At 38.5% G+C, this 25,183-nt stretch carries 21 protein-coding genes and 1 riboswitch; of the genes, 6 read left to right on the top strand and 15 right to left on the bottom strand.

Features of this window, described 5'->3' with window-relative positions; genetic code table 11:
• Nucleotides 1-7 precede the first annotated feature (7 nt).
• From ribA to LI954_RS02030, 7 genes are all read right to left on the bottom strand, one after another.
• Nucleotides 8-1,189: a GTP cyclohydrolase II gene (gene ribA, locus LI954_RS02060; protein WP_202068093.1), complete on the bottom strand. Its 1,182-nt coding sequence runs from the start codon at nt 1,187-1,189 to the stop codon at nt 8-10.
• Nucleotides 1,190-1,810, bottom strand: coding sequence for a riboflavin synthase (locus LI954_RS02055; protein WP_229443356.1), 621 nt, complete (start codon nt 1,808-1,810; stop codon nt 1,190-1,192).
• A gap of 1 nt (nt 1,811) precedes the next feature.
• On the bottom strand, nt 1,812-2,870 hold the full coding sequence (gene ribD / locus LI954_RS02050) for a bifunctional diaminohydroxyphosphoribosylaminopyrimidine deaminase/5-amino-6-(5-phosphoribosylamino)uracil reductase RibD (RefSeq protein WP_420705960.1): 1,059 nt from the start codon (nt 2,868-2,870) through the stop codon (nt 1,812-1,814).
• Between the two features lie 117 nt (nt 2,871-2,987).
• A riboswitch (FMN riboswitch) is annotated at nt 2,988-3,122 on the bottom strand.
• Nucleotides 3,123-3,317: 195 nt separating this feature from the next.
• The gene (locus LI954_RS02045; RefSeq protein ID WP_202068095.1) at nt 3,318-4,265 is read right to left on the bottom strand and encodes an L-lactate dehydrogenase; all 948 of its coding nucleotides are present in this window, start codon (nt 4,263-4,265) and stop codon (nt 3,318-3,320) included.
• A gap of 72 nt (nt 4,266-4,337) precedes the next feature.
• Nucleotides 4,338-5,870: a cardiolipin synthase gene (gene cls, locus LI954_RS02040; RefSeq protein ID WP_229443354.1), complete on the bottom strand. Its 1,533-nt coding sequence runs from the start codon at nt 5,868-5,870 to the stop codon at nt 4,338-4,340.
• A gap of 914 nt (nt 5,871-6,784) precedes the next feature.
• The gene (locus LI954_RS02035) at nt 6,785-7,945 is read right to left on the bottom strand and encodes an NAD(P)-dependent malic enzyme (protein ID WP_202068097.1); all 1,161 of its coding nucleotides are present in this window, start codon (nt 7,943-7,945) and stop codon (nt 6,785-6,787) included.
• A 49-nt stretch (nt 7,946-7,994) separates the two neighbouring features.
• On the bottom strand, nt 7,995-9,263 hold the full coding sequence (locus tag LI954_RS02030; RefSeq protein WP_202068134.1) for a 2-hydroxycarboxylate transporter family protein: 1,269 nt from the start codon (nt 9,261-9,263) through the stop codon (nt 7,995-7,997).
• Nucleotides 9,264-9,511: 248 nt separating this feature from the next.
• Here LI954_RS02030 and LI954_RS02025 point away from each other — a divergent pair, with 248 nt between their 5' ends.
• From LI954_RS02025 to LI954_RS02015, 3 genes are all read left to right on the top strand, one after another.
• Nucleotides 9,512-11,041, top strand: a complete 1,530-nt coding sequence (locus tag LI954_RS02025; RefSeq protein ID WP_229442590.1) for a Spo0B domain-containing protein — start codon at nt 9,512-9,514, stop codon at nt 11,039-11,041.
• The gene (locus LI954_RS02020; protein ID WP_229442592.1) at nt 11,038-11,706 is read left to right on the top strand and encodes a response regulator; all 669 of its coding nucleotides are present in this window, start codon (nt 11,038-11,040) and stop codon (nt 11,704-11,706) included. The genes LI954_RS02025 and LI954_RS02020 overlap by 4 nt, the downstream gene beginning before the upstream one ends.
• A 740-nt stretch (nt 11,707-12,446) precedes the next feature.
• Nucleotides 12,447-15,077, top strand: coding sequence for an HAD-IC family P-type ATPase (locus tag LI954_RS02015; protein WP_229443352.1), 2,631 nt, complete (start codon nt 12,447-12,449; stop codon nt 15,075-15,077).
• A 373-nt stretch (nt 15,078-15,450) separates the two neighbouring features.
• On the opposite strand, the gene LI954_RS02010 is transcribed toward LI954_RS02015, so the two are convergent.
• The 5 genes from LI954_RS02010 to LI954_RS01990 all read right to left on the bottom strand — a co-directional run bounded on the left by LI954_RS02010 (nt 15,451) and on the right by LI954_RS01990 (nt 20,025).
• Nucleotides 15,451-15,909, bottom strand: a complete 459-nt coding sequence (locus LI954_RS02010; protein WP_202068102.1) for an S-ribosylhomocysteine lyase — start codon at nt 15,907-15,909, stop codon at nt 15,451-15,453.
• 176 nt (nt 15,910-16,085) lie between these two features.
• Nucleotides 16,086-16,454: a methyltransferase domain-containing protein gene (locus LI954_RS02005; protein ID WP_229443351.1), complete on the bottom strand. Its 369-nt coding sequence runs from the start codon at nt 16,452-16,454 to the stop codon at nt 16,086-16,088.
• 113 nt (nt 16,455-16,567) lie between these two features.
• Nucleotides 16,568-17,713 (bottom strand): cystathionine gamma-synthase, encoded by a 1,146-nt coding sequence (locus LI954_RS02000; protein ID WP_229443350.1) that lies wholly within the window; start codon nt 17,711-17,713, stop codon nt 16,568-16,570.
• Between the two features lies 1 nt (nt 17,714).
• Nucleotides 17,715-18,647, bottom strand: a complete 933-nt coding sequence (locus tag LI954_RS01995) for a PLP-dependent cysteine synthase family protein (protein ID WP_229442602.1) — start codon at nt 18,645-18,647, stop codon at nt 17,715-17,717.
• Nucleotides 18,648-19,092: 445 nt separating this feature from the next.
• On the bottom strand, nt 19,093-20,025 hold the full coding sequence (locus LI954_RS01990) for a helix-turn-helix transcriptional regulator (protein ID WP_229443349.1): 933 nt from the start codon (nt 20,023-20,025) through the stop codon (nt 19,093-19,095).
• Nucleotides 20,026-20,192: 167 nt separating this feature from the next.
• On the opposite strand from LI954_RS01990, the gene LI954_RS01985 reads away from it, so the two are divergent.
• Nucleotides 20,193-20,684 carry a cysteine hydrolase family protein gene (locus LI954_RS01985; RefSeq protein ID WP_229443348.1) on the top strand — a complete coding sequence of 164 codons (492 nt, stop codon included), beginning with the start codon at nt 20,193-20,195 and terminating at the stop codon, nt 20,682-20,684.
• 474 nt (nt 20,685-21,158) lie between these two features.
• On the opposite strand, the gene LI954_RS01980 is transcribed toward LI954_RS01985, so the two are convergent.
• The 3 genes from LI954_RS01980 to LI954_RS01970 form a co-directional block, all read right to left on the bottom strand.
• Nucleotides 21,159-22,037, bottom strand: a complete 879-nt coding sequence (locus LI954_RS01980; protein WP_202068107.1) for an AraC family transcriptional regulator — start codon at nt 22,035-22,037, stop codon at nt 21,159-21,161.
• Between the two features lie 622 nt (nt 22,038-22,659).
• A complete protein-coding gene (locus LI954_RS01975; protein ID WP_202068108.1) occupies nt 22,660-22,971 on the bottom strand; it encodes a hypothetical protein in 312 nt (103 codons plus the stop codon).
• 46 nt (nt 22,972-23,017) lie between these two features.
• Nucleotides 23,018-24,022 carry an amidase domain-containing protein gene (locus tag LI954_RS01970; RefSeq protein WP_202068109.1) on the bottom strand — a complete coding sequence of 335 codons (1,005 nt, stop codon included), beginning with the start codon at nt 24,020-24,022 and terminating at the stop codon, nt 23,018-23,020.
• Nucleotides 24,023-24,322: 300 nt separating this feature from the next.
• Here LI954_RS01970 and LI954_RS01965 point away from each other — a divergent pair, with 300 nt between their 5' ends.
• On the top strand, nt 24,323-24,685 hold the full coding sequence (locus tag LI954_RS01965; RefSeq protein ID WP_202068110.1) for a hypothetical protein: 363 nt from the start codon (nt 24,323-24,325) through the stop codon (nt 24,683-24,685).
• Nucleotides 24,685-25,176 (top strand): hypothetical protein, encoded by a 492-nt coding sequence (locus tag LI954_RS01960; RefSeq protein WP_229443347.1) that lies wholly within the window; start codon nt 24,685-24,687, stop codon nt 25,174-25,176. The genes LI954_RS01965 and LI954_RS01960 overlap by 1 nt, the downstream gene beginning before the upstream one ends.
• The last annotated feature ends 7 nt before the right edge of the window (nt 25,177-25,183 follow it).

The raw sequence follows: 25,183 nt of genomic DNA, 5'->3' as shown, positions 1-25,183 counted from the left end.
TCCTCTCTTAATTAGATAATAAATGATGAAATTTTTCTTTTTTCGTTTGCAAATACTTTTTATTTTCTTCTACCGCTGGGATTTCAATTGGAATACGATGCTTCACCTTAATGCCATATGCTTCCAGTTGTTCGATTTTTTCAGGATTATTGGTAATCAAATCAATCTCTTCAACGCCTAAAGCAGCCAGTATATCTGCCGCAAATTGATAATTTCTCTCATCCGGCTGAAAACCCAGAGCCAGATTTGCATCAACCGTATCCATTCCCTGCTCTTGCAATTGATAGGTGCGTAATTTATTTTTCAGCCCAATTCCCCGACCTTCCTGACGCAGATATAAAACAGCCCCCGTTCCTTTCTCTTCAATCATTCGCATTGACTCATGCAGCTGCTCCCCGCAGTCACAGCGATAAGAGCCAAAAATATCCCCCGTTAAACACTCAGAATGAAGCCGAACCATTAACGGCTCCTCTGTATGGCGAATGTCCCCTTTGGACAATACTAAATGTTCTTTATGCTGCTGATCTTCAAAAAGCATTAAGTCAAACTCGCCAAAAACTGTAGGCAATTTAACAGCTGATGTTTTTTCAGCATGAAGATAAGTCACCAGTTCTTCAACTGTAATAAACGGAAGGTTATGCTTCTTTGCAAATACTTCAAGCTGAGGCCGTCTTGCCATGGTTCCATCCTCGTTTAGAATTTCACATATATAAGCCGCTTCACTCCGGTTAACCAGCTTGGCTAAATCAATGGCTGCTTCAGTATGACCACGCCTTTCCAGTACACCCCCTTCTTTACCAATCAGTGGAAAAATATGCCCCGGCCGATTAAACATTTCCGACAGGCTCTCCTTGTTCGCCAACGCTTCAATCGTTTTGGCACGGTCATAAGCTGAAATACCTGTTGCTGTTTCTACATGATCAACACTGACAGTAAAGGCTGTACCAAAGCTGTCCGTATTATTCCCCACCATTTCTGCAAGATTTAAACGATTCGCAATTTTTTTAGAGACAGGAGCACAAATCAAGCCTCTCGCGAAGGTAACCATAAAGTTGACATTTTCAGCCGACACCAGATTTGCAATACCAACTAAATCGCCTTCTGCTTCCCGATCATCATCGTCTGCCACCACAATCAGCTTGCCCTTTTTTAGAAACGCTATGGCTTCCTGAATCTTCTCTCTACTCAATTAAACCAGTCCTTTCCAGTTTGTCGGCTGGTATACACCCAGCTGTGCTTTCACATATTTTCCCAACACATCAGTTTCAATATTTACATAATCGCCACAATTTAATTTCCCTAAATTGGTCTGATCCTTTGAATGAGGAATCAAGCTGACGGAAAAACTCGAACTCGTAATCTGTGTAACAGTTAAACTGACACCGTTAACAGCGATAGAACCCTGAGCAATAATTTCTCCATGAAATGAATCTGGAAAGTCAAATGTAAGAACAAGCGCATTCTCCTGTACTCTTTTTTCTTTAAGGCGAGTCATGCCGTCTACATGTCCGGTAACCAAATGTCCTTCCAAACGCCCTTCATATAGGAGTGCCCGTTCCAGATTTACTTCATCATTCACTTTCAAGCGGGAAAAATTTGTCCGCTGATAGGTTTCCGGCATAATATCTACGGTAAATTGTTGTTGAGCGATTGAAATTGCAGTTAGACAAACCCCGTTTATGGCCATACTGTCTCCAATTTGATAGTCCCTGAGCAATTCTGCCGAAGCTTGGCAGGTAAGCTTTACAGTCTGCCCCATATGGCTCATTCGAATAATTTTTCCTTTTTCCTGAATCAACCCTGTAAACATGTCACTCTCTCCTTCCGACAATTCGAAAATCTTCACCGATTTTTTCTATCTCTGTGAACTTCATTGAAGCTAAATGGCTAGTCTCTCGATTACTTGACATCGCCGGAAGACTATTTCCACCCAAGAGAGTCGGTGTCATATAACAAATTATTTCTTCCCAACAATCGCTTGCTAAAAAAGCATCATGGATTATTGCTCCACCTTCTACATAAACAGACTGAATGGTTCTTTCCTGCAGCGCATGGAGTACTGCTGGAATCGTGACTTTTGATAACGAGACTACTTCTACATGCCCTGGCAATTGTTCGGTGTTTACAACTGCTTCAGTAAAAATCAGTACGGGTGCTGTTTTATCTTTAAAAATATTAAATTGGGGATGCACTAAAACTCGTCCTCTTCGATCCAGCACAATGCGAACGGGAGGAAATGGAGACTTGTTTGTTGATAATAAATTGGGATTATCCGTTAAAATCGTTTCACTTCCCACTAAAATTGACTGATAGCTTCCTCTTTCTTCATGAACCCTTTTTGAAGCCGCTTCCTGCGTTAGCTGTGTTCGTCTTCGGGCAAAAGAAATTTTCCCATCCGCTGACATTGCCTGCTTTAAGGTAACGAACGGCATCTGCCTTTCAAAAAAATAATTGTAGTGTTCGTTTAATGAACGAACCTCTTTTTCCAGAATACCTGTAATCACCTGGATTCCCTGTTCTCTTAACTTTTCCACACCTTTTCCTGAAACCAGCGGATTAGGGTCCAGCTGCCCAATGACTACGCATTTGATTCCTGAGTTGCTGATTATCGCTGTACATGGCGGCTGCTTTCCATAATGATCACAGGGCTCCAAGGTAACATAGAGTGTTGAATTGAATAATTTTTCGGGAGTTTTACATAAATCAATTGCATTTTTTTCAGCATGCGCTTGTCCAAATTCGAGATGTGCGCCTTGCGAAATCACTTCATTTCCACTAACGATGACTGAGCCAACTAAAGGGTTTGTATAGGTCTTCCCCTGCCCCTTTTTTGCTTCCTCAATTGCCAGCTTCATAAACATTTCATGCAAAATAATTCCTCCTTTCCAAAACAAAACAGCCCCGCACAAATACACAGGGCTGTTACAAATCAAACTCAAAGAAACAATGACAAAAAAAGATACACTTCTCCCGTCAAGTTCTACTAAGTTTTTCTTCTCCCATCCAGACTTTAACTGTCGGTTCCAGAATTTCACTGGATCAACCGCAAATATGCGGGTCACGGACTTCAAGTATTGCTTGTCACCGTCGGTCGGGAATTACACCCTGCCCCGAAGAAATCTATTCAATTAACAGTTTAAGAATACAGTTGCAAAAACAGAATGTCAATCTCTTTCCATACAGCTGATAAATTATTTACAGCAAATAGGTGCCTTCCAATCTTAGGAAAGTAAGTCGATTACAAGATGAGATTTCTTTCCCAAACATCTTATACGATTTAGCTGCTGAAAGCACCCATCCTTTTATACCAGTCGGCTTTACCTCAATGCCGGATCTTCCAGTATACTGTCCTGCATGTTTTTTAAGGTTTGGATGGAATGCTGCATGCTCTTCTTCTCGTCCTCATCAAGAGGCGTCTCAATAATTTCCCGAATGCCTTCTCTGTTTATAACCGCATTGGAGCCAATACAAACATCTTCACTGTTGTATTGTCCTTCCAAATGAACAGAAACCGGCAGCACCGAATTTTCATCCTGCAGAATCGCCTGAGTAATTCGTGCCAGAGCAATTGCTATTCCATAATGCGTAGAGCCTTTATAATTGATAATTTCATAGGCAGCGTTTTTGACATTTTCTGACAGCTTCAAAAGATCCTCCTGTGAAAACTCTGGATGCTGATCCAGCCATTCTGTAATTTTCAACCCTCCGATATTGCCATGCGACCAAACAGGAAATTGTGTGTCTCCATGCTCTCCCAAAATGTAAATATTCACATCTCTTGGATCTATCTGAAATTTTTCGCCTACCGCACTTCTGAGTCTTGCACTGTCCAAAGACGTGCCTGAACCAATTACTTTTTTTGGAGGAAATCCAGTCAGCTCTTTTACATAATGCGTCAACACATCCACCGGGTTGCTGGCAATCAGAAATATTCCATTAAACCCCTCCCGAATAACAGCTTCAACAATGGACTTCATAATAGCGGCATTCCGTTTCACCAGATCCAGTCTGGTTTCGTTTTCTTTTTGAGCAGCTCCGGCTGTGATCACGATCATATCCGCATCAGAACAATCTGCGTAAGTCGCAGAATAGATATTTTTGGGTCCGACATAAGCCAGTCCGTGAGTAAGATCCTGTACATCACCAGCGACTTTGTTCGCATCCAGATCAATAATCCCCACATCACTTCCTACCCCTTGGGCCATCAAAGCAAAGCTGTAGCTTGAACCGACATCTCCATTACCGATTACAATAATTTTATTCATACTCGTTCACCTTCCTGTCTAATAAATATGTTGATTTCAGCAATTATACACTAGGCTTATCTGTTTGCTGCCTTAAAGAATCGGCACAAACAACGCACTGATTTTTTCCTTACATTTTTCAAGCAGCGTTCTCTTTGCCTGTATGGCTTCATTCACTTGACCGGAATTGTTCAGATCAATGGCAAACTGGTCAGTCAACTCCTCAATCGCCGGTGAAGGACCATAAATAAAGAGTGACAGTTCATGATTAAGATAAAAACTGCGGATGTCAAAATTCGTCGAGCCAACTGTTGCTGCATGATCATCAATAATCATATATTTACAGTGAATAAAAGAAGAGCGGTCATAGGCATACACTTCTATCCCTGCTGAAAGCAGCTCGTCAATAAACGAATTTGTTCCATGATACGAAATCCCACGATCCCCTTTTCCGGGAATGATCAGCTGGACCTTTACACCGCAGCGCGCTGCCCGTCTTAAAGCGCCCAATGTTTCTTCATCCGGAACAAAATAAGGCATGGCAATTTTGATGGAAACAGCAGCCTTACTGATCAGATCGACAAATGAATCTTTAATGACCCGCTCCTTGTCATACGGTCCGCCGTAAATAACCTGAACAATTTCAGAATCTATTGCTGCAGTTTCATTCTCCACTAATGGAAAATAGCGTTTATCATTAACCAGAAAATGAGATAGAGTATACTGCCCTTTATCCAAAAACAGCCAGTCATAAATAAAGCATTCCTGTACCTCAATGACTGAGGGTCCTTGTAAACGAATATTGGTATCTCTCCAGTAGACAAATTTTTCCCCTCGCCCGCTGTATTCATTTCCTATATTCATTCCACCGACATGAGCGATTTCTCCATCAATAATAACCATTTTTCTATGATTACGCCAGTTGGCTTTGTTACTCAACCAGGGAGAATTCAACAGGTCATAGGTTCGCACTTCAATCCCCTGACTGCGCAGCTCCTCCAACAGCTGATTCGGAAAAGCAATGGAACCCAGACTGTCATACATAAAACGAATCTTGACTCCCTCTTTTGCCTTTTCTATCAGCGCATGAACCAATTCTGTCCCCGTCTCATCCCCTTTAATAATGAAATAAAAAACGTGGATATGGTCTTGGGCCTGCCCGATATCTTTCAATAAAGAGGCAAATGCTTCTTTTCCTTCACTCAAGATGTTCACATAATTCCCATTTGTTGGATATTTGGAGGAAAGATGAAAAATATCCTCCGACAGAGGATGTTCATTTTGAATAATCTCGGGATATTTTTGCAAATGCTCCGACACAAAGTCCTGTAGCTTTTGCTCATCCTCTATCTGTTTCTTTGGCAGCCTGCGCTGATGCGGTTCCTTTCCCAACAGAAAATATAAAATGATGCCAATCAGAGGCAGGAAGAGGAGTGTCAGTATCCAGGCGAATTTGGAAGCAGCATTCCTCTGATCGAAGAACACTAGCTGACCACAAACCAGAATTGCGAAAAGTTCAACTATACCAAGAATAAAACTGAAACTGCTAAAAAAAACAGCCAGCAAAACTACTGCAAGAATCAGCAGGATTAGAAGAATTTTATATTGTTGTAGTTTGCTTTTCATGGTCTCTCTCCCCATTTATGATTTGATTTAGTGGAATAGTTTTTTTGCAGTAGTACTCTTCTTATCGTTTCCGTCCGACTGAGTACCGCATTAATGAACTCGCATAGTCTGTCTTTTTGTCGAGAATTGCACCTTCCCCTGACAGCTTTATGGTATGAGTTCAGCTTTGGTTCTATATTTATTTCTTTCTTTGGAATTACTCATGATAATCCTACCTGTCGCTCAAAAGAAATACCGTTCTTATTCCCTGCTTCGAAATAAACTATAACAAACAAAGCATCTATTTTGAGAGCAATCTTTTCATAAAGGACTGAAGAAAACTGTCTGCTCTTTTAGCTGTTTTTCTAAGATAACAACAAAAACTGCACCCAGCTGTCACTGAGTTGAGTATAGTCTGTCGTAAAAATGCAGTCAAAAAATTTGATTTTTTTGTATATACTTAATTAAATAGTTCCTTTACTAGTTAGTGTTGTGGTGATTCTATTCTAGCGGAAAAGTTGTGTATCTTCTTTGTTTTTTTATAAAAAACTGGAACCGATAGAATTTTCTCTATCAGTCTCCAAAATTATAGCGCCTCTTTTTACCGAATAATTTCTTCTATATTCTTTGGCATCACCGGGTTTGCTTAACCAAAACTTTTATAGCTCCTTTAACATCGAAAAAAAATCTTTCCGATTTTTATTTTCGGAAAGATTTTTTTCTTTGGTTACCCCGGCCCATAAGGAAATTTAAAAATATGCTTACTAAGTACAGAAGTCAGCTTTAGCTAAAAAGTCTCTTTATATATAGAGATAGAACGCTTACTGATATTCAAACACAGAGAACATAATTATAAAGAGAATATTTTCCTGATAATACCAGGGGAACCAGTTTGATCTGGCGGTTATTGAACAAAGATTTACTTTATTGAATCATCATTTTATAGCCTCAACAACTGATTTAGCAACAATTTTTGCTACACCGGCTTCAAAAGCATCTGGTATGATATTGGTAGTAGTCAGTTCATTTTCAGGAATTAAACTAGCAATACCTAATGCAGCAGCAATCTGCATTTCTTCGGTAATTCTAGTTGCCTGTGCATCCAGCGCACCTCTGAAAATCCCTGGGAAAGCCAAAACATTATTGATTTGATTCGGGAAATCACTACGACCTGTACCAACAATATAGGCACCCGCTGCTAAAGCTTCATCAGGAAAAATTTCTGGTACTGGGTTTGCCATTGCAAAGATAACAGGCTTATCCGCCATCTTCTGAATCCATTCTGGCTTTAGAGCCCCCGGCGCAGAGACACCGACAAAGATGTCTGCATCAACCAAAGCATCTTCCAATGTACCAGAAACTTTATCTCTATTTGTCACTTTTGCAATTTCAGCGTGATGTGGCGGCAAACTTGCACAATCATCTTCATTGATAATGCCAATTTTATCAACAATTATAATATTTTTTGCACCGGCTGCCAGAAATTTCTTTGCAACAGAAAGTCCGGCAGAGCCGCCGCCATTGATCACAATTTTAACTTTATCTAATGTTTTATTGATTAACTTCAAGCTGTTATAAACTGCTGCTAAAACCACAATTGCTGTTCCATGTTGATCATCATGGAAAACAGGGATATCACATTCTTCAATTAATCGTTTTTCGATTTCAAAACATCTGGGTGCACTAATATCTTCTAAGTTGATTCCTCCAAAGGTCGGTGAAATAGCTTTAACAATTTGAATAATTTCTTCTGTATCTTGCGTATCCAATACAATGGGTATAGCATCGACATCTGCAAATTGTTTAAACAGAGCTGCTTTCCCTTCCATAACAGGCATTGCTGCTTCTGCGCCAATATTTCCTAAGCCTAAAACAGCAGAGCCGTCACTAACTACAGCAACCATATTTTTCTTAATTGTTAGCTCATGTGCCAATGCCTTGTTATCTGCAATCGCTGAAGAAACAGCTGCAACACCTGGAGTATACGCAACACTCAAATCGTGGCGATTGTTAATCTCAACTTTAGAAACAACAGATAATTTCCCGCCGTATTTCCTTGCTTGTTCTAATGCTAATTCTTTTACATCTTTCTTCATTGTTATTTCCTCCATAACTAAATTAGGGTTTGTCTGAATACTTTAGATTTTAGAAAATCATTCTTAAAATAGCCGTCATGGTTATCACCGTGATAGCACCGCCTAAACGTGTGGCTACTTGAGCAAAAGGCATCAAGTTCATACGATCAGTAGCACTTAAAATTGCAACGTCGCCAGTTCCTCCCATACCACTTTGGCAGGCTGATACAATCCCTGCTTCGACAGGATTCATATTCATAAAACGAGAGATGAAGAAACCAGTCGCAATTACAGTAAAAACAACGCTGATAACAACAATAAAATACTGCCATGTTAGTGTTCCAACTACATCTTTTAAAGGAATATACAGTAAACCTAAGCCTGCCATCAGCGGAAAGGTAAAGTTGCCGGAAATAAATTTGTATAATTGTTTTGAACCTGTCTGTGTTTCCTTAGGAACGATATTTACATATTTTAAGAAAGCTGCAACAAGTATCATCAAAACAGGTCCAGGAAATCCAGTTAAATGCTGCAGCAAGTTCCCTGTAATGAATAATGCACATGCAACTAGGACTCCAGCACCCATTAATTTTATATCAAATGGGCTTTTATCTTCTTTTAATGCATCTGCCATGTCATCATTGTCGGATATTTTTACCAGTTGACCCTTACCAGAATATTTAGGATATTTTTCACCAAACCGGGAAAGTAATGCTGAACATACGATAGCAAAAAAATTACCGATAATTGTTGCAGGAATCAGTTGCGCAACTAATTGCTCGCTGCCTGTGCCTGTAATTGCACTGTATCCTAAGGAAAGTGGTAAAATTCCTTCACCAATTCCTCCTGCCAAAACTGGCGTTACGATAAAGAAGAGTGTATGTTTCCAATCCATTCCCAGCAACAAACCCACAGCAGTTCCCACTCCCATTGCACAAATCATACCAACCATCATTGGAATAATCATTTTCATAAGTCCTTGAACTAAGATTTTTCGATTCATTCCTAAGATACTTCCACAAACGAGACAAGCTATATAAAAATATAAAAAGTTGGCTTGCTTCATAAGTATATCTGCTGAATCCAGCACATTTTGATTAATTAGATTAAAGAAAACTAAAATAGAAGGAACTAGTAAAGATAAAATTGCCGGCCCGCCAAAATGTTTTAAAACAGGAAGATTTGCTCCAATTGTCCCTAATAGCCACCCCATGGTTAATATAACAGCAAAGCCGCCAAGCATGTTTACTGGTAATTGCTGCAAGTAACCTGTAATCATAATAACTGCAGCCAACACTATATAGACTGGCAGAGGAGTAGAACCAACTCGGATTTTCATCCACCTCTCTAAAATAGCATTTCCTTTTTCTGCTGGCTGATTTGTTACAGTAGCTTTTTTTTCTGTTTGCTGATTTGTTTTTGACCATTCACGCTTTTCCATAAATTTCCCTCCTGATTTATTTGTATCTTTAGTATAGTCATGATATTTCAGGTAATGAAGCTTATTTAACTAATTTAAGTAGTTCAACTAATTTAAGGAAATGGCCGGGAAAAAGACTATGGTATAATTTCCATGGAGGGATCATCATGAAAAAGAGCATTAGCTTATGGCTGCTACTATCGATTATCTTTATTGTTACCTTATTAACAACAAACACCATTCTTTACGGATTAATATTAAAGGAAAATACTGATCGGGTACAAAAAGAAGAGGAGCAATTGTTGCTTTCTGTAGGTAAGCAAGTTGCTTTAGAACCAGAAATTAAAAGCGCTTTACTAATAAATGAATCCTCGGATGCACTTGAACAATATACATTAGATATAGCTGAAATCTATAATTTTGATTTTGTTGTCATTATGAATATGGAGGGGATTCGTTTAACCCATCCCAGTATAAGTAAAATCGGGCAGCCCTTTGAAGGTGGAGATGAAACAACAGCAATGTCAGGGAAAGAACATATCTCTATCAGCAAAGGAACATTAGGTGACTCATTAAGAGGATTTGTACCAATTTTTGAGGATTCCAAGCAAATTGGCGTTGTGGCTTTAGGAATTAAACTGACTTCTTTAGATACCTTAGTTAAAGCTTCCAGAGAACGCTATGCTTTTTCTCTTATCATCAGTGTTGGAATTGCTTTGTTCACATCTACCTTAGTTGCTTATTATTTAAAACGCCAATTATTAAACTTAGAACCTAAGGAAATCACAAAACTTTTAGAAGAGAGAAATGCGATGCTTAATGAAACGAAAGATGTAGTTGTCGTAATCGATAGATTAGGTAAAATCACTTTGGCAAACACAGCCGCAAAAGAGTTCTATCTTCAATTGGGCGGAAACAGCGATTCTTTAGAAGGACAATTAGTGGATGCCTTAATACAGGATAAAGCTCAGCTGAACTTTACACGTAATGCCGAGCAATTATATCGGCAAAATGGCCAAGATTATCTTTTTTATATAGCACCAATATTAGTGAGAAAACAAGCAGTAGGTTCCATTATCTTTCTTAGAGATGCGACCGAATCTCTTTTCGTTATGGATCAGCTGGCAAGTACCACTTCCTATGTATCAGCGTTACAAAATCAATCCCATGAGTTTATGAATAAGCTTCATGTTATTTATGGTTTAGTAGATTTAGCAGCTTACAATGAACTAAAAATTTATCTTAATGACATTTTAAATCCAGAAGAAACGTTTACAAACAGTCTTTCCATTTTGGTAAAAAATCCTATGATCGCTGTTTTTTTAGTTGGTGAACAAGAGAAGTTTTCAAAATATGGGATAGATTTAGCAATTGAACTTTTCTCTGAATTACCTGATTATCTGGATCAAAAAAAGACAATTACAATCATTAGCTTATACCGCTATATCCATCATGTTTTATTGCAGCAGGAATTACCTGAAAAACTGCCAGTAACCATTGACTGTACAAGTAATTTATTGACTTCAAGCTACATTTTAACCGATAGTACTATAAACACTGATAAATTATCTGTCTTTTTCCAAGAAAATTATTTTAAAGAGCTACTCAAAGATGCTGAAGGAACATTTACGATTGAAACCCAATCATCGGGAATAATTTTGATTTTAAAAACCAGCTATGAAGGAGGAGCAATATGAATGTCTTAATTGTTGAAGATGACCCTATGGTAGAATTTATTCATAGAAATTATCTGGAAAGAATGAATAGTTTTATAAATATCTATTCATCAAGTATTGTTAAAGACGCCATGGCGTTGATTACCGATAAAAAAATCAATTTAATTCTATTGGATATTCACTTGAAAGATGACAATGGCTTGGAATTTTTACGTATGTTACGAAATCAGCAAATCAATGTAGAGGTCATCCTGATTACGGCTGCAAATGAAGCCTTAAGTGTACAAGAGGGGCTGCATTTCGGAGCATTGGACTACCTAATTAAGCCTTTTACTTTTGAACGCTTCGAACAAAGTATTCAATTGTTTCTTGAAAAAGAAAAAAGTTTAAAGAGAGAAACAATCGATCAAACTGTCATTGACAATTTAAGGGGAAATTCTGCTAATACAGCTGTTTCTGAGGTAGTTCTAGAAAAAGGATTGTCCAATGAAACCTTAGAACTAATTATTGATACAATCAATAGCCTGAATCAACCATTTAAATTAAATGAATTAGTCAAAAAAACAGACCTTTCTCATGTATCTATTCGTAAATATTTGCGCTATTTAGAAACAATAAATCGATTGAAGCCTGAAACTATCTATACTAAAATTGGTCGCCCATACAAAATTTATTACTTTAAATAAACCTAAACTACTAGGGCGTGTCTGAAAAGTTAGTGGTATTCAAATTTTTCAGTGATTTTTGTTGAAATCAAGGAAGAAAACGCAGCTTATGTGGTTCATAAGCGAGTATTTATGACAAGGAGTTCGATAAAAATCATCAAAATATTTGCCGCTTGAGTTTTCAGACACACCCTAGTATTTTGTTCTGTCCGGAGACTAATCGCCTATATATCCCCTATGATTCGAATAGTAACAAAGGTTTATCTCCTGTAAAACGCAACTGCAAGAATCATTAGGATCAAGCATTCGGCCAGCAGACCACAAGCAACTCGGCTGTGAAAAGCAGCTGCCTGATTCCATTACTAAATCGAGTCAAATCAGCTACAACTATCCCTGTAAAGCATCTGCTAATTCCCGAATCTCCTTTAATGCTGCGGAAATTCTTGGCCGTCCGATCTTTTCGTTTCTCACTGACTAAAACATAAATCCTATCATTTCTTGAGATGAATATTTCACATACAAAGATTGTCATCTGCATACAGCTATCTCTTTGTATGTGAAATAAATTCTGACAAATTTATCCCCATCAGCGCTTCACATACTATCTATCCCTTAGTAATGAATATAAATATTTGCCCACTGTTGTTTACTATTCCTATAGATGCATTCCTACAATCAAAAAGAATCATATCTTTATTCGTTTGGCTGACTCTATAGTAAAATAGAGAAGATATCTACACTTTTTCAAGGAGGAGATCTTTATGAAATGGTATCAAATGGATATGACCGCACTGTCTAAAGTGCTGGACACATCTGAAATAGGATTGAGTCAGGAAGTTAGAAAAAAAAGGCTGGAGCAAGACGGGAAAAATATACTGACCGGAGAAAAGGAAGATGGAAAATTAAAAAAATTTTTCGCTCACTTTCATGATTTGCTGATTTATGTATTGATTGCTTCCGCCGTATTAAAAGGTCTGTCCGGCGATTTTATTGATATGACCATTATCCTTTTCGTTGTACTTATTAATTCAATTATTGGTTATGTTCAGGAAGCAAAAGCGACAGATTCTCTTAAAAGTCTGAATGACATGATGAGTACCTCCGCCGTGATTCTGAGTGATGGAGAAAAACAGGTAACAGATGCTGAAACATTGGTGAAGGGCGACGTGGTTTGCTTAAATCCGGGAGATATCATTCCTGCAGATCTGCGTGTCTTTGCAGCTTATAACCTAGTCGTTGAAGAGGCAATCTTAACTGGAGAATCAACGCCCGTAGAAAAACACAGTGAGATGATTACGGAAAATGTGGAGCTTGGTGATTGTACGAACATGGTATTCTCAGGAACCTTAGTCACCAGCGGCTCCGGTAAAGGCGTAGTCGTCAGTGTTGCCGATGATACCGAAATTGGGAAAATCAGTCAACACTTAAAAAGTATTGATAACAGTGAAACGCCTTTGATTAAGAAAATGAAAATACTGAATAAACAAATTTTTTATACATTAGCTGCTCTAATCACCGGCTTGACAGTTTTCAGTATTTTTTTTCGTGATTTTACAGGAAGCAAATTATTGTCTTCCATGATTGCACTAGCCGTTTCAGCGGTTCCGGAAGGTCTGCCTGCAGTACTGTCGATTATTTTATCTGTAGGAGTTGCCAGAATGGCGCAAAAAAAAGCGATCATCAAAAAAATGCCCGCTGTAGAAACTCTGGGAAGTATGGGAATCATTTGCTCCGACAAAACCGGTACATTAACAAAAAATGAAATGCAGGTTGTTTCAATTGTAACGGTAGATGGAACTGAAAAAAGCAGTCAGATAGAGCCTGAAATGTACCAAAAAGAATTAACTCAGGCAGAAGAGGATGATGTACTAAGAAAACTGATCGAGGTTGCCCGATATTGTAATGATACAAAAATTACTTATAAAAATGGACAGCGGGAAGTGATTGGGAATCCAACAGAAGGCGCTCTGCTTGAATGGGCAAATCATTTGTCGATCATAGAGGAAGAACATGACATCAGCAAGATCCCTTTTGATTCTTCATATAAATATATGGCAACCTTAGTAGAGGTGGATCATCGCCGCTTCATTTATTTGAAAGGAGCCCCTGATATTCTATTGCGCATGGTAGAGTTTCAACTCCATAAAGATGGAAGACAGCCATTTAATGAGACCTACTGGCAGGAAAAAATTCAGGCACAGGCGCAAAAAGGACAGCGCGTTCTAGCTGCTGCTTTTAAAGAGGTCCCTCAGGAAAAAGAGTCGCTCTCACATCAGGATCTAAAAGATGAAATGATTTTGATTGGGCTGTATGGCATCATAGATCCACCGAAACCGGAAGCAATCGAAGCAGTGGCAGTTAGTAAAAAAGCAGGCATCTCTGTCAAAATGATTACAGGCGACCACAAGGACACTGCCATTGCGATTGCAAAGCAGATTGGTCTGGAACAGTATGACCATGCATTGGAAGGAAAAGATATTGAACAATTGTCTGATGATGAACTCGCAGAGATTGTTTTGAAAAACGATGTCTATGCTCGAACAACGCCGGAGCATAAATTACGTCTTGTACATGCGATACAAAAGAATGGATACATTGTCGGAATGACCGGTGACGGCGTCAATGATGCACCTGCATTAAAGCAGGCAGATATTGGTATTGCAATGGGAATAAAAGGCACGCAGGTCACAAAAGATGCTGCAGATATGGTACTGGCTGATGACAATTTTGCAACGATTACAAGTGCTGTAAAAGAAGGTCGCAGAGTGTATGACAATTTAAAGAAAACTATTTATTTTTCTCTGCCCACAGCTTTTGCACAAGGGCTGCTGGTGGTTCTTTCGATTGTATTGGATCGACCGCTGCCGCTGACTTCTGTACAAATCTTATGGCTAAATATGGTTACGACAATCACCCTTTCCTTTGCACTAGGCTTTGAACCCTTGGGAAGAGGCAGAATGGCAGCCCCTCCCAGAGATCCAGAAAAAAACATTTTAGACAAGTATGCTGTTTTTCGAATTATCTATGTTTCCATCTTACTGGCTGCTCTTGGATTTTTTGTCAATGATTTCCTGGCAACTCGTGAAGCTTCAGCTGCTGTTATGCAGACTACCCTGATTATGACAATCGTATTCGGTCAGGTTTTCTACATGATCAACTGTCGGGAAATCACTGATTTTTCCATTAATGCTCAAATACTGACCAACAAAGTTCTTTGGCTCTCCTTGCTTGTCCTGTTCATTTTGCAAAGCCTGCTTATTTATGCGCCGTTCATGCATACAATCTTAGGAACTGCCGCTATTGATTTGAATCATATCGGTCTTTCCCTGACAGCAGGAATCATTCTATTTGTTTTTGTTGAACTGGAAAAAACAATAACAAGAAGCCTCTGATAATAGATAGTTCTGAGCTGAAACACTATAAAATTAACACTGGTAATTAAAGGAAAACCAACCGTTGCCATAGGCAGTCTGGTATAGAATTAAGGGACTATGACAAAAGTATGTCTGAGATCCCTAAAACCGAATAAACGGTGTTCCAGAAGCTGTCTCTTCGGAAATAAGTCGAACTATACTGAAAATATGAGTAGCTATTTTCGTATAGTCCGACTTATTTCTTGAGACAGAACACTTCTGTCACAACCTCTTTCTCTATATTTTCATTTTCAAATTCAGCTCTTCCAGCAATAAAAAAATACATAAAAGAACCCTTAAAAGCAGATTTATCCTCTTACCTCAGAATCTTCGCCGCTCCAAAGTATCGAGCTTAAGCAAAGACATTGCCCCATTCCTCACGCTGATCCAAAAACTCTTTAGCTAATGCTTGAGCCCCTTCCAGTGTATGGCTGGCTGCCCAGCCGCACTGAACCGGATTGCTGGCCGGAACTTCAGTCGCCACCAGCACATCCTTCATGGTTAATTCTAAAACCTCCATAACCTCATCAATGTTGTCGTGATTCAAGACAGTTAAATAGAACCCTGTCTGACAGCCCATTGGTGACCAATCAACAATATAATCCGCATGATTACGAATCAATTCTGCTGTCAAATGCTCCAAAGAATGTAATGCTGCCATTGCCATGTGATCCTGATTCGGCTGTTTCAAACGAACATCGTATTTCACGATTAAATCCCCGTTCGCACCTGTTTTTTTATCTGCTACCCGGATATAAGGCGCTTTAACCTTCGTATGATCCAAATTAAAACTTTCAACATTCATTTTCATCTGCTTTTTCCTCCATTCATTTTTTTTCGATAACCAGCCAGACAAAACAATTCATTTGGCGGTAGATGGTCTGAAAACCGTTCTTGGTAAAACTTTCCTCCAGGTCGACCATGAGCGGATAATACACCCGCTCCAAATCTGCTGCAAGATTGAATTCTCCCAAAGCTTTTTCTCTGTTACGATTTTAGCATAAGTCGCCTGAGATAGAAACATTGTATCACCAAATATGATTTTTCCGCCCTCTGACAACAATTGACCATAATTCTCAACGGCCCTTTTTTTTCAGCCGCTCTCAACTGATGAAACACCCTGTTTGAAACGATCACATCAACCACTGCCGGTAATTCAGGGAAGTTTTCCATACCACCAGCATAAAAAGTTGAATTTTGAAGGCTTGTTTTCCCTTTGGCAATCTTTCGCATTTCCGGAGAAGGCTCTACCAGATAAACAGTCTTTCCCGCAGTGATCGGTTTTTCTATCAAGTTGCCGATATCACTCTCAAACTCCAGCACTATTTCACTGGAAGCCTTGATGATCTCATCCAATATTTTTCAATAGCCGGTAAATACTTTCTAATACTCCGGATTACCACCATTGACCTCCTCATCGTAATCTGCTGTCCATTCTTTAAAAATCAGCATAAATTCCAGACCTATAGTTAGGCACCAGACTTTTCAAATGCCTGTTCAAGATCCGCTAAGAGATCCCCTGCATATTCAAGTCCCACCGACAAACGAATCAGTCCATCTCTAATCCCTGCAGCTTCTCTTTTCTCTTTCGGGATTGATGCATGCGTCATGACTGCCGGAACTTCCACCAAACTTTCCACCCCGCCCAGGCTCTCTGCTAAAGTGAACAGCTGCAGTGCTTCAACAAAAGCAGTTGCAGCAGCTTCATTCTTTAATTCGAAAGAAATCATACCACTGAAGCCGCTCATTTGTTTTTTCGCCACCTCATAACCGTTATGGCTGGACAGCCCAGGATAATAAACGTTGGCGACTGCCGGATGACTTGTTAAAAATTCTGCTGCCGCTAATGCATTTCGCTGATGTTCCTCCATTCTTACGCCTAATGTTTTAATCCCCCGCTGCATCAGCCAACTGTCTTGCGGACCTAATACAGCCCCTATCGCATTTTGCAAAAAGGACAGCTCTTGAGCAAGCTTAGGATCATTCGTCGTCACTAAGCCAGAGACCACATCGCTGTGTCCGCCGAGGTATTTTGTTCCACTGTGAATCACAATATCTGCCCCCAATGTTAACGGCTGCTGGAAATAAGGAGTAGCAAAAGTGTTATCCACCATCACAACTAAATTATGCTTTTTAGCAATATCAGCTGCAGACTTGATATCTGTAATCTTCAATAATGGATTGCTGGGAGATTCCAGATAAAGCCCCTTGGTATTTGGCTGTATATTTTTCTCAATATCTGCCAGATCACTTGTATCAACAATCGTATACTCCAAACCATTTTTAACAAAAACCTGCTCAAATATACGAAAAGTTCCGCCATAAACATCGTCACCCATAAGCAGATGATCTCCCGGTACAAATAAGGACAAGATCGCATGAATACCCGCTAATCCTGAGCCAAATGCAAATCCCTGTACACCGCCTTCCAAGTCTGCGATTAATTCCTCCAATGCATGACGCGTTGGGTTACCTGAACGGGAATACTCGTATTCCTTTGGCTGCCCAACTCCATTTTGTTTGTACGTAGAGGTTTGATAGATTGGTACACTAACTGCTCCAGTCGTTTTATCTTCTGAAATCCCGCCGTGAATTAGTTTCGTATTGATATGCATATTAATAGTCCTCCCGCGAATAAATATTTTTGGATAAATAACGATCTCCGGCATCAGGGAAAATCGTGACCACCTGACTGCCGGCAGGTAATTGTGCCGCTTCTGCCAATGCTGCGACCATTACAGCTCCTGACGAACTGCCCACTAAAAGCCCATGTTCCCGAGCCAGCTTTCTGGTCATGGCGAATCCATCCGAATCAGTGATAGCGGCATAACCAGTGATAGGCAGCCCCTCCAGAAAGGTCGGCATGAACTCGACCCCAATTCCTTCGATTTCATGACTGTGGCTTGCTCCGCCGTTTAAAATTGAACCCTCCGGTTCTACACCGATTAAACGAATCGCCGTATTTCTTTCCAACAGGTAACGTGCAACTCCGCTAAATGTTCCGCCGCTGCCAACCCCCGCCACAAAGCTGGTGATTGACTCACCAAGATCGGCGACCAGTTCAGGAGCAAGCGATTGATAATAGGCTTGGGGATTGGCAGGATTTTCAAATTGCGAAGGCAGATAGCTGTCTGCAAATTCTTCTTGAAGCTTTTCAGCTTTGGCAATCGCCCCGATAATTCCTTCTTCGGTAGGTGTATGAACAATTTCCGCCCCTAGAGCCCGCATCAATGCCTGCTTTTCCAAACTAAACTTTTCCGGAACCACAAAGATCGTCCGCAAACCGAAAGCAAGTGCTGCAATAGCAATACCGATACCCGTATTACCGGCAGTAGGTTCAATAATCGTCGTCTCTCTGGTTATCTTGCCGCTTGCCAACCCGACCTCAATCAGATAGACACCTAAACGATCCTTAATGCTGCCGCCGGGATTCAAGTATTCCAGCTTGGCATAAACTGAGGAGCCTTTAGGAATTTCAGCAAACTCACGATGGGTGAAACGCAGCAGCGGGGTATGACCGACAGCTGCTTGGATAGAATCAATAATCATAGTAAACTCCTTTAACATTTTTTTAAACAACAAAAAAGGTACTGACTATTAATCAGCACCTTGAATTTCCATTAGGTCGTCACCAAAGAATAGAAAAGCTCCTATTCATGGTATCAAAAATAATCGAAAAATTGGGCAGTTAACAGGCATGACAAAATGGTATGCTGCTTTTTAGCACCATACAACAACAGCAAGATTTAACTGCAACAGTTTTGCTGAATGTCATGTCCGGTTCCTCCAATTTTTTTGGTTCTTACGATGTTGTAAAGGTTAGCATAGGAAAAAATTTCTGTCAACAGAAAAACTCTGCTGGATATATGCTCCTTCTTGGCGGGAAAATCCATCCTGCCTTATGCATTATTCAGTAATTGATGCAAGAAATCCATCCGAACTTTGTGGAATATTGCTCTATTTTTAAGGCTGCTTTTCCATCGTATTTCCTGTATTAACTTTTATATATGGCTGCTATATCCTGTATTCTGCGCTTTATTTCTGTGCGGACATGTGCTGGCTCTAAACATTCACATTTATCGCCAAAGCTGAAAAGAATGTTGTAATAATAGTCATTTTCTATAAAGGGAAATCGAACGATATAATGCTCATCACCATCGTCCAACAAGTCTTCAACTGTACAATAATCAAGCACCCTTTCTATAGCAGATTGATGAAAACGAAGGGTAATATGTGTTCCCATTTCTGCTAAAACATCACTAACATCCAGCTGCGGTTTTTGATAGTCGCGCGGTGAAAAAACCACTTCTTGAATTTGCAGGTTTGACAGGCGAGATAGTTTGAATAAGCGAAAATCATTTCTTTCACAGCAATACCCATACATATACCAGTGATTGCTTTTCAACACAAGCTGACAGGGTTCAACTGTTCGTGCGGTTTTATTTCCGTGACGGTCTGTATAGTCAAACGAAAGCTGTCTGTTTTCCTGTAAAGCTGTTTTGATTCTTTCCAGATAGGGTTGTATATTCCTGTTGCTCATCCAAGGACTCAAATCTATAAGTAATTGATTTGTTTTTAATTCAATGTCTTTCGCTCTGTCAGCAGGGATAAAGCTCCTGACTTTTGCAAGAGCATTAACCAGTTCATCCCTATGCACCATATCGGAAAGACTGGAAAGCCCCATCAGTATCGTGGAAAGATCAGTTGGCGAAAATACTTTTCTGTCTACCTTGTAATTCTGCATGATTTCAAAGCCGCCGCCCACTCCTGATACTGAACGAACAGGAATTCCTGCCAGATTGATAGAATCTATATCCCGATAGATTGTTCGGGGTGAAACTTCAAATTTTTCAGCCAGCTCCTGTGCACCCACACGTTCTTTATCAAGAAGAATCATAATAATACTGACAAGTCTTTCCACCTTCATCTAACAGCCGCCTTTCAAAATTTATTTTTTCCATTATAGATTGTTGCCATACTGATGTCAACAATTGCCAGGTATAATAAAGATTAAACAAATCAATTACTAATATCTGTCTGACAATTATTACAGAAACAAATTTTTCAGATAGATCTTAATCAGGAGGAGAAGCCATGAAGCAAAAAGCTTTAGTCATCATCGACATTCAAAACGACATCACAAAAAATTACAAGGAAATTATCGGAAATATCAATACCGCTATTGATTGGGCAGTCAAACAGGAGATTCATGTTGCTTATATTCGACATGAAAATTTATCAGCCGGCACGCGGACATTTAAAACTGGTACTTCCGGCGCTGAATTAGCTCCTGATTTAAAAATAGTCTCAAAAAATATCTTCACAAAGTATAAGGGCAACGCATTAACCAGTGAAGAATTTACAGAGTTTATTACAGCTAATGAAATAAGCGATTTCTATATCACAGGAGCAGACGCTGTTGCTTGTGTGAAATCAACCTGCTATAACTTGCGTAAAGCAGATTATGACGTTACGGTGTTATCAGATTGCATTACCAGTTATGATAAGCGAAAAATTGATGACATGCTGCGTTACTATGAAAGTAAAGGAAGCAAGATTAGCTGCTTGGATAGCTTATTCATTTAAGAAAATTTCCTGCCTAACACATTTAAGAGGATGTAACATACTTCTGTCACATCCTCTTAAATGGTGTTCAAAGGTCTTTATGTACAGTCCCTATTAACGTTTGACTACTTACACATTTATCAGAATGGCTTCGCATCCCCCTATCTCTTACTGCAGTAATAACTGTCGACAAGTTCATTTCTATTAGAGCTGCACATACCATCACTAAAAGTTTTTATACTAAAGAAAATTCTTGTATCTACAAGTCTCACTACACTACACTTCGTTTCGATCTCATCAATTTCTAAACGGCAGAGCCATTAAGAATTGAAGGACTTCGTTTCGATCTCATCAATTTCTAAATGGCAAAGCTATTAAGAATTGAAGGACTTTGTTCGAGTCTCGGCACAAACATGTCTAATTGGCAACTCGTCACGTTTAATCTACTGTGCTGCAAGGATTAGATCAAAGTGAAAGTATATCCTCCAAGTCCAATTAATTATTATTTTTTTCACGCAGACTCTTCCTGTAAGCAATTTTCTTTTTACGGTATTGGAGCGGAGAAGTTTCAATGTATTTTTTGAAGACCCGATTATAATAGGTCATATTTTGATAGCCTACTTCTTCTGCTACTTTAGCAATCGTCCAATCTGTGTCTTCCAACAGCTTCTGTGACTGTTGGATTCTTCGAATATTGGTAAATTCAGAAACGGTATAGCCCGTCGAACGTTTAAATATTCTGGATAAATAGCTCTTATCTAAATAGAAATATTTTGCTATATTTTGTAAAGAACCGGCTGTTTTATACGAGTCCCGAATATATAGGGCAACTCGATTAACCAATTCATCTACTTCATTTGTATTCGCCACTTTCTTTTCACGCGGCCCGCTGGTCTTTAATCTCGTCAGATAGACAAACAACTCCGTTAAGCGTACTTGTACTGACAGTTGATACATAGACTGCTTCTTTTTCACTTCATTAGCCAGATCCATCAATAGCCATTCTAAATAGGAACGGTCTGTTTCAGGAATCTGAATCAATCCGTTATATAAGCTGAAAAATTCATCCATATCAAAATCCGTGTCTGCTAAAATCTTTTGAAACTTTTCCTTTTCAAAAGAGAGAAGTACCCGGTCATGAAACAATTCTTTATCAGAAGCAGTATTATGAACCTGATTGGAATCAACGATCACTAAGCTGCCGGGCTTACACACATAATCCTTGTTTTCAATAAAAAACAGACGTTTTCCCGAAAGAAAATATTGAAATTCAACTTCTGGATGCCAATGCTTTACCATTTTATATTCTTCATGCCGCGTGCAGCGTTCTATTACCAAGCCATCCATCATACCACTATAAATAATATGTCTCATACGGTTCTCCTTTCTTACTTTGATACCAATTGATTTCTGTTCTTAAAGAATCAATTGCTTGCATCCCAGAGGTCCGATAGCCAACGCTATTCTAAGTTGATGCGTTTGCGACGAGGATCTCAACGGAGAGAGAACCGTAGGAGCACTATTTCTAAATGAATAAAATCACTAAGATACTGCGGTTCTCCTCTCTAAAAGAAATGTTCAATTATCCAGTAAATCAGAAACTGCGCTTAAAGCGATGTCTGTAACTAAATAATACAAAAAAAGATGATTAAAACGCAACCAGATCATTAAAATAAAAATCAAATACTGCTGATCGGGCTTCACAGGAAAATACCTGTGTTGAATCAATGATCAGTAAAAAGAAATGACTAGAGGAGTGTTTAATGGGAAGACAAATATTTGATCAATGGAAGATACCGAAAACACCATGTAATGATTCTATGATAGTATATGTGCAATGTGACTGCGGAGAGTTGGCAAAAAAGGTATATGGCAAGTATTATTTTACTTGTGATCATTATAGCCGAGAGTACGTGCAACAATTTGGAGATTATGTAGAAATAAAGAAAAAAGACTCCGATCATTAGAAGTTGACCAGAGCTGATGTAGTCAGTATTTATGCTTCACCAAAATATTTGGCCCAATAAAAAATTCCAAATACTGATTTTACTTCATATGTTTCTAAATAGGAATGTGTATTATCATCCAAAGGAGGAGGAGAAACTTTGAAAAAAATTGAATACCTAAACTTTTCTTTTTCTGTAGATTCTGACTTCTCTACTTTGCTTGAAAAAGCTTCTTTAAAATGACCAGAGAAAAAAATATTGGATCTAAGAGCGATTTCAGGCGTTAAATGTGTGAAACAAAATAGAGCAATAACTGTGAAAAATATTATTTTAAGTTTTGTATTTAGGCTTGCTTTCTTCATGATTTTCCTCCATAAACGCTATCATTTATCTGTAATTATATCAAATTTAGAATTTTAATAGAATAAATGAACTGTAAGCAGAAACGTCAAGACCGTCCCATGCTTCATTTAAGCGATCAGTTGTGTGCTGTGTGATATATGCTTTAGTGCCAGATTTTTGGCTAACATATGAAGCGTGAGTAATTTCATAGGTGTTTTTCTTCCAATAAGCTACGAAAGTACCTTCAGTCATTCCTTGTTGAGCAGAGGTTTTAGTTGTGTACTGAGAAGTCGATGCTCCACTGGCTGTCCAATATACAAAAAACTGGTGTGCTAAAGTCCATGTTGGTGAGTAGGACAAAGCGTTTACATAATACCAAGTCATTCCACTAGCATTTTGATAGTAACTTTGGCTTTTTCCACCAGCGTTAGCAATTTGTGAAACAAAATTAGTACAGTCTGAAGGGAACGCACGATAATTAGTGTTGTAGCTTTTAGCATGCTTTTTAGCATATGTTGTTGCGCTATAAACACCAAATCCCGTTCTAGATTGTATTCGGCTACTACCGGCATTTTCAGCTGCTAAAATTGAAGCTCTATTTTCTTCTTTTATCTCATTGTAAGTTTTGTTCAAAAGTGACGTGCGCGCGTTAAACATATCTAATGTAGATGTTTCAATTTCGGTAATAGGCGTAATCGAACCAATTCGGTTTGTATAAATGGAAGCAAACTCATTAAATTCAATGTTTTCACTTTCGGATGATCCAATTTTAATTTTGTCAGTATTGGCAACTTCATTTAGGAAATTGAAGTATTCAGAACTAAATTTGTCTTCGAATGTTTTCCCTAATTGTTCTTTAGCGGCAACTAGTAATTTTGTTTCGGAATCTATCAATTTAGAACTTAAGTCGAAATCAGAAACTGATCTTTTTCGCTCATTTTGCATAATGACTTGTCCTAGACTGCTACCTTCATTTCCAGCTATAGTGCTTTCTTCAGCACTTGCTTTAACAGACAATACAAACGGGATGGTAATCATAACTAGCGCGACTTTCAATTTACTAATTTTCATAAAGTACTCTCCTTATTCTTTTTTTACTTTGAAATATAATTAGTGTAACTAATTTATATATATTCTCCTTTCTGTGGTGTTTAATTCGTTTTAATTGTAACATTTAATACCGAAACAAGAAAGCGTTTTCTTTGCTACGAAGTAAAATTAATGAGTCTTTTTCTCATAACATGTAGCCTTTCTAATAAAACATTATGGAAACGATACGGGTCAATCTCTTGTTGATCCGTTTCATACAATTCCAACTAAGGATCACTTTGGCTTGATTCAAAATCATCAATAAGAAAAGTGTAAACCATAATGGAAAAATGTCTATATGATTATATTCAAGAATTTCCTGATCTTTCAGAAACTGAAGTAGAAGTGAAATTTATAAAAGATAGTATTGAAAAAATTGGCAAGCAATGTGTCCTTAGAAGAAGCAGAAGAGATATGGTCCATTCATTCTTTAAGCTTGTATACAACCTGGTTAGGTATTTCAGAAAAGGAATCAATAGTGAAACTATTGAAAATAAAGATTACATGAGAAAGTATTTTTATGATCATGTATATAATGAAGAAGACTGTGTACTTGTAAACGAAGACAGTTCTGTCAGTTTCTATAGAGATTTACCAGATGCTAGGATGCAATTCCTTAAAAAGGATCAGAAAGGTGTTAAGTAATGGAAATTACAGCGGAGCAACTGTTACATTATGAAAAAATTCCTAGTAAAAAATTTCTTGAAATTACGAATAGACTGAAGCAAGTAGCTGAACATGAAGACAAGGAACTGCTTATTGCGATTTATCAGGATCAGGATTATAAATTTCATTGGGCAGAACCAGAACAAAAAGGAAACTTGGAAGATGTACAATTCTTACTAGAGGATAAACTATTAGTAAATGAGACGTATGCTTCACTGGTTTGTATAATCCATTCACACCTGCTTAATCTAAATAGGCCTCAGTTCTCGATTGCAGATAATATAGCAGATATGCAAATTCCTTTTGTTATATCAGTAATATTTGATTGTGCAGCTGTTTATAAAAAGCAATTGTCTACAGAAGACTTAAATGAGAGATATTTTAGATTCAGAACCTCTAATTCATTTGAAGAAACATTTAAATATTTTGATTTAGACGATATTTGCAAAAAGGATCGTTCGGATTCTTAGAGAAAAT

Origin of the sequence: Enterococcus sp. CWB-B31 (assembly GCF_020567645.1) — a bacterium.
GTDB lineage: Bacteria > Bacillota > Bacilli > Lactobacillales > Enterococcaceae > Enterococcus_L.
The sequence above is the reverse complement of the archived record's forward strand: the minus strand, read 5'-3'. Positions and strand labels throughout refer to the sequence as shown.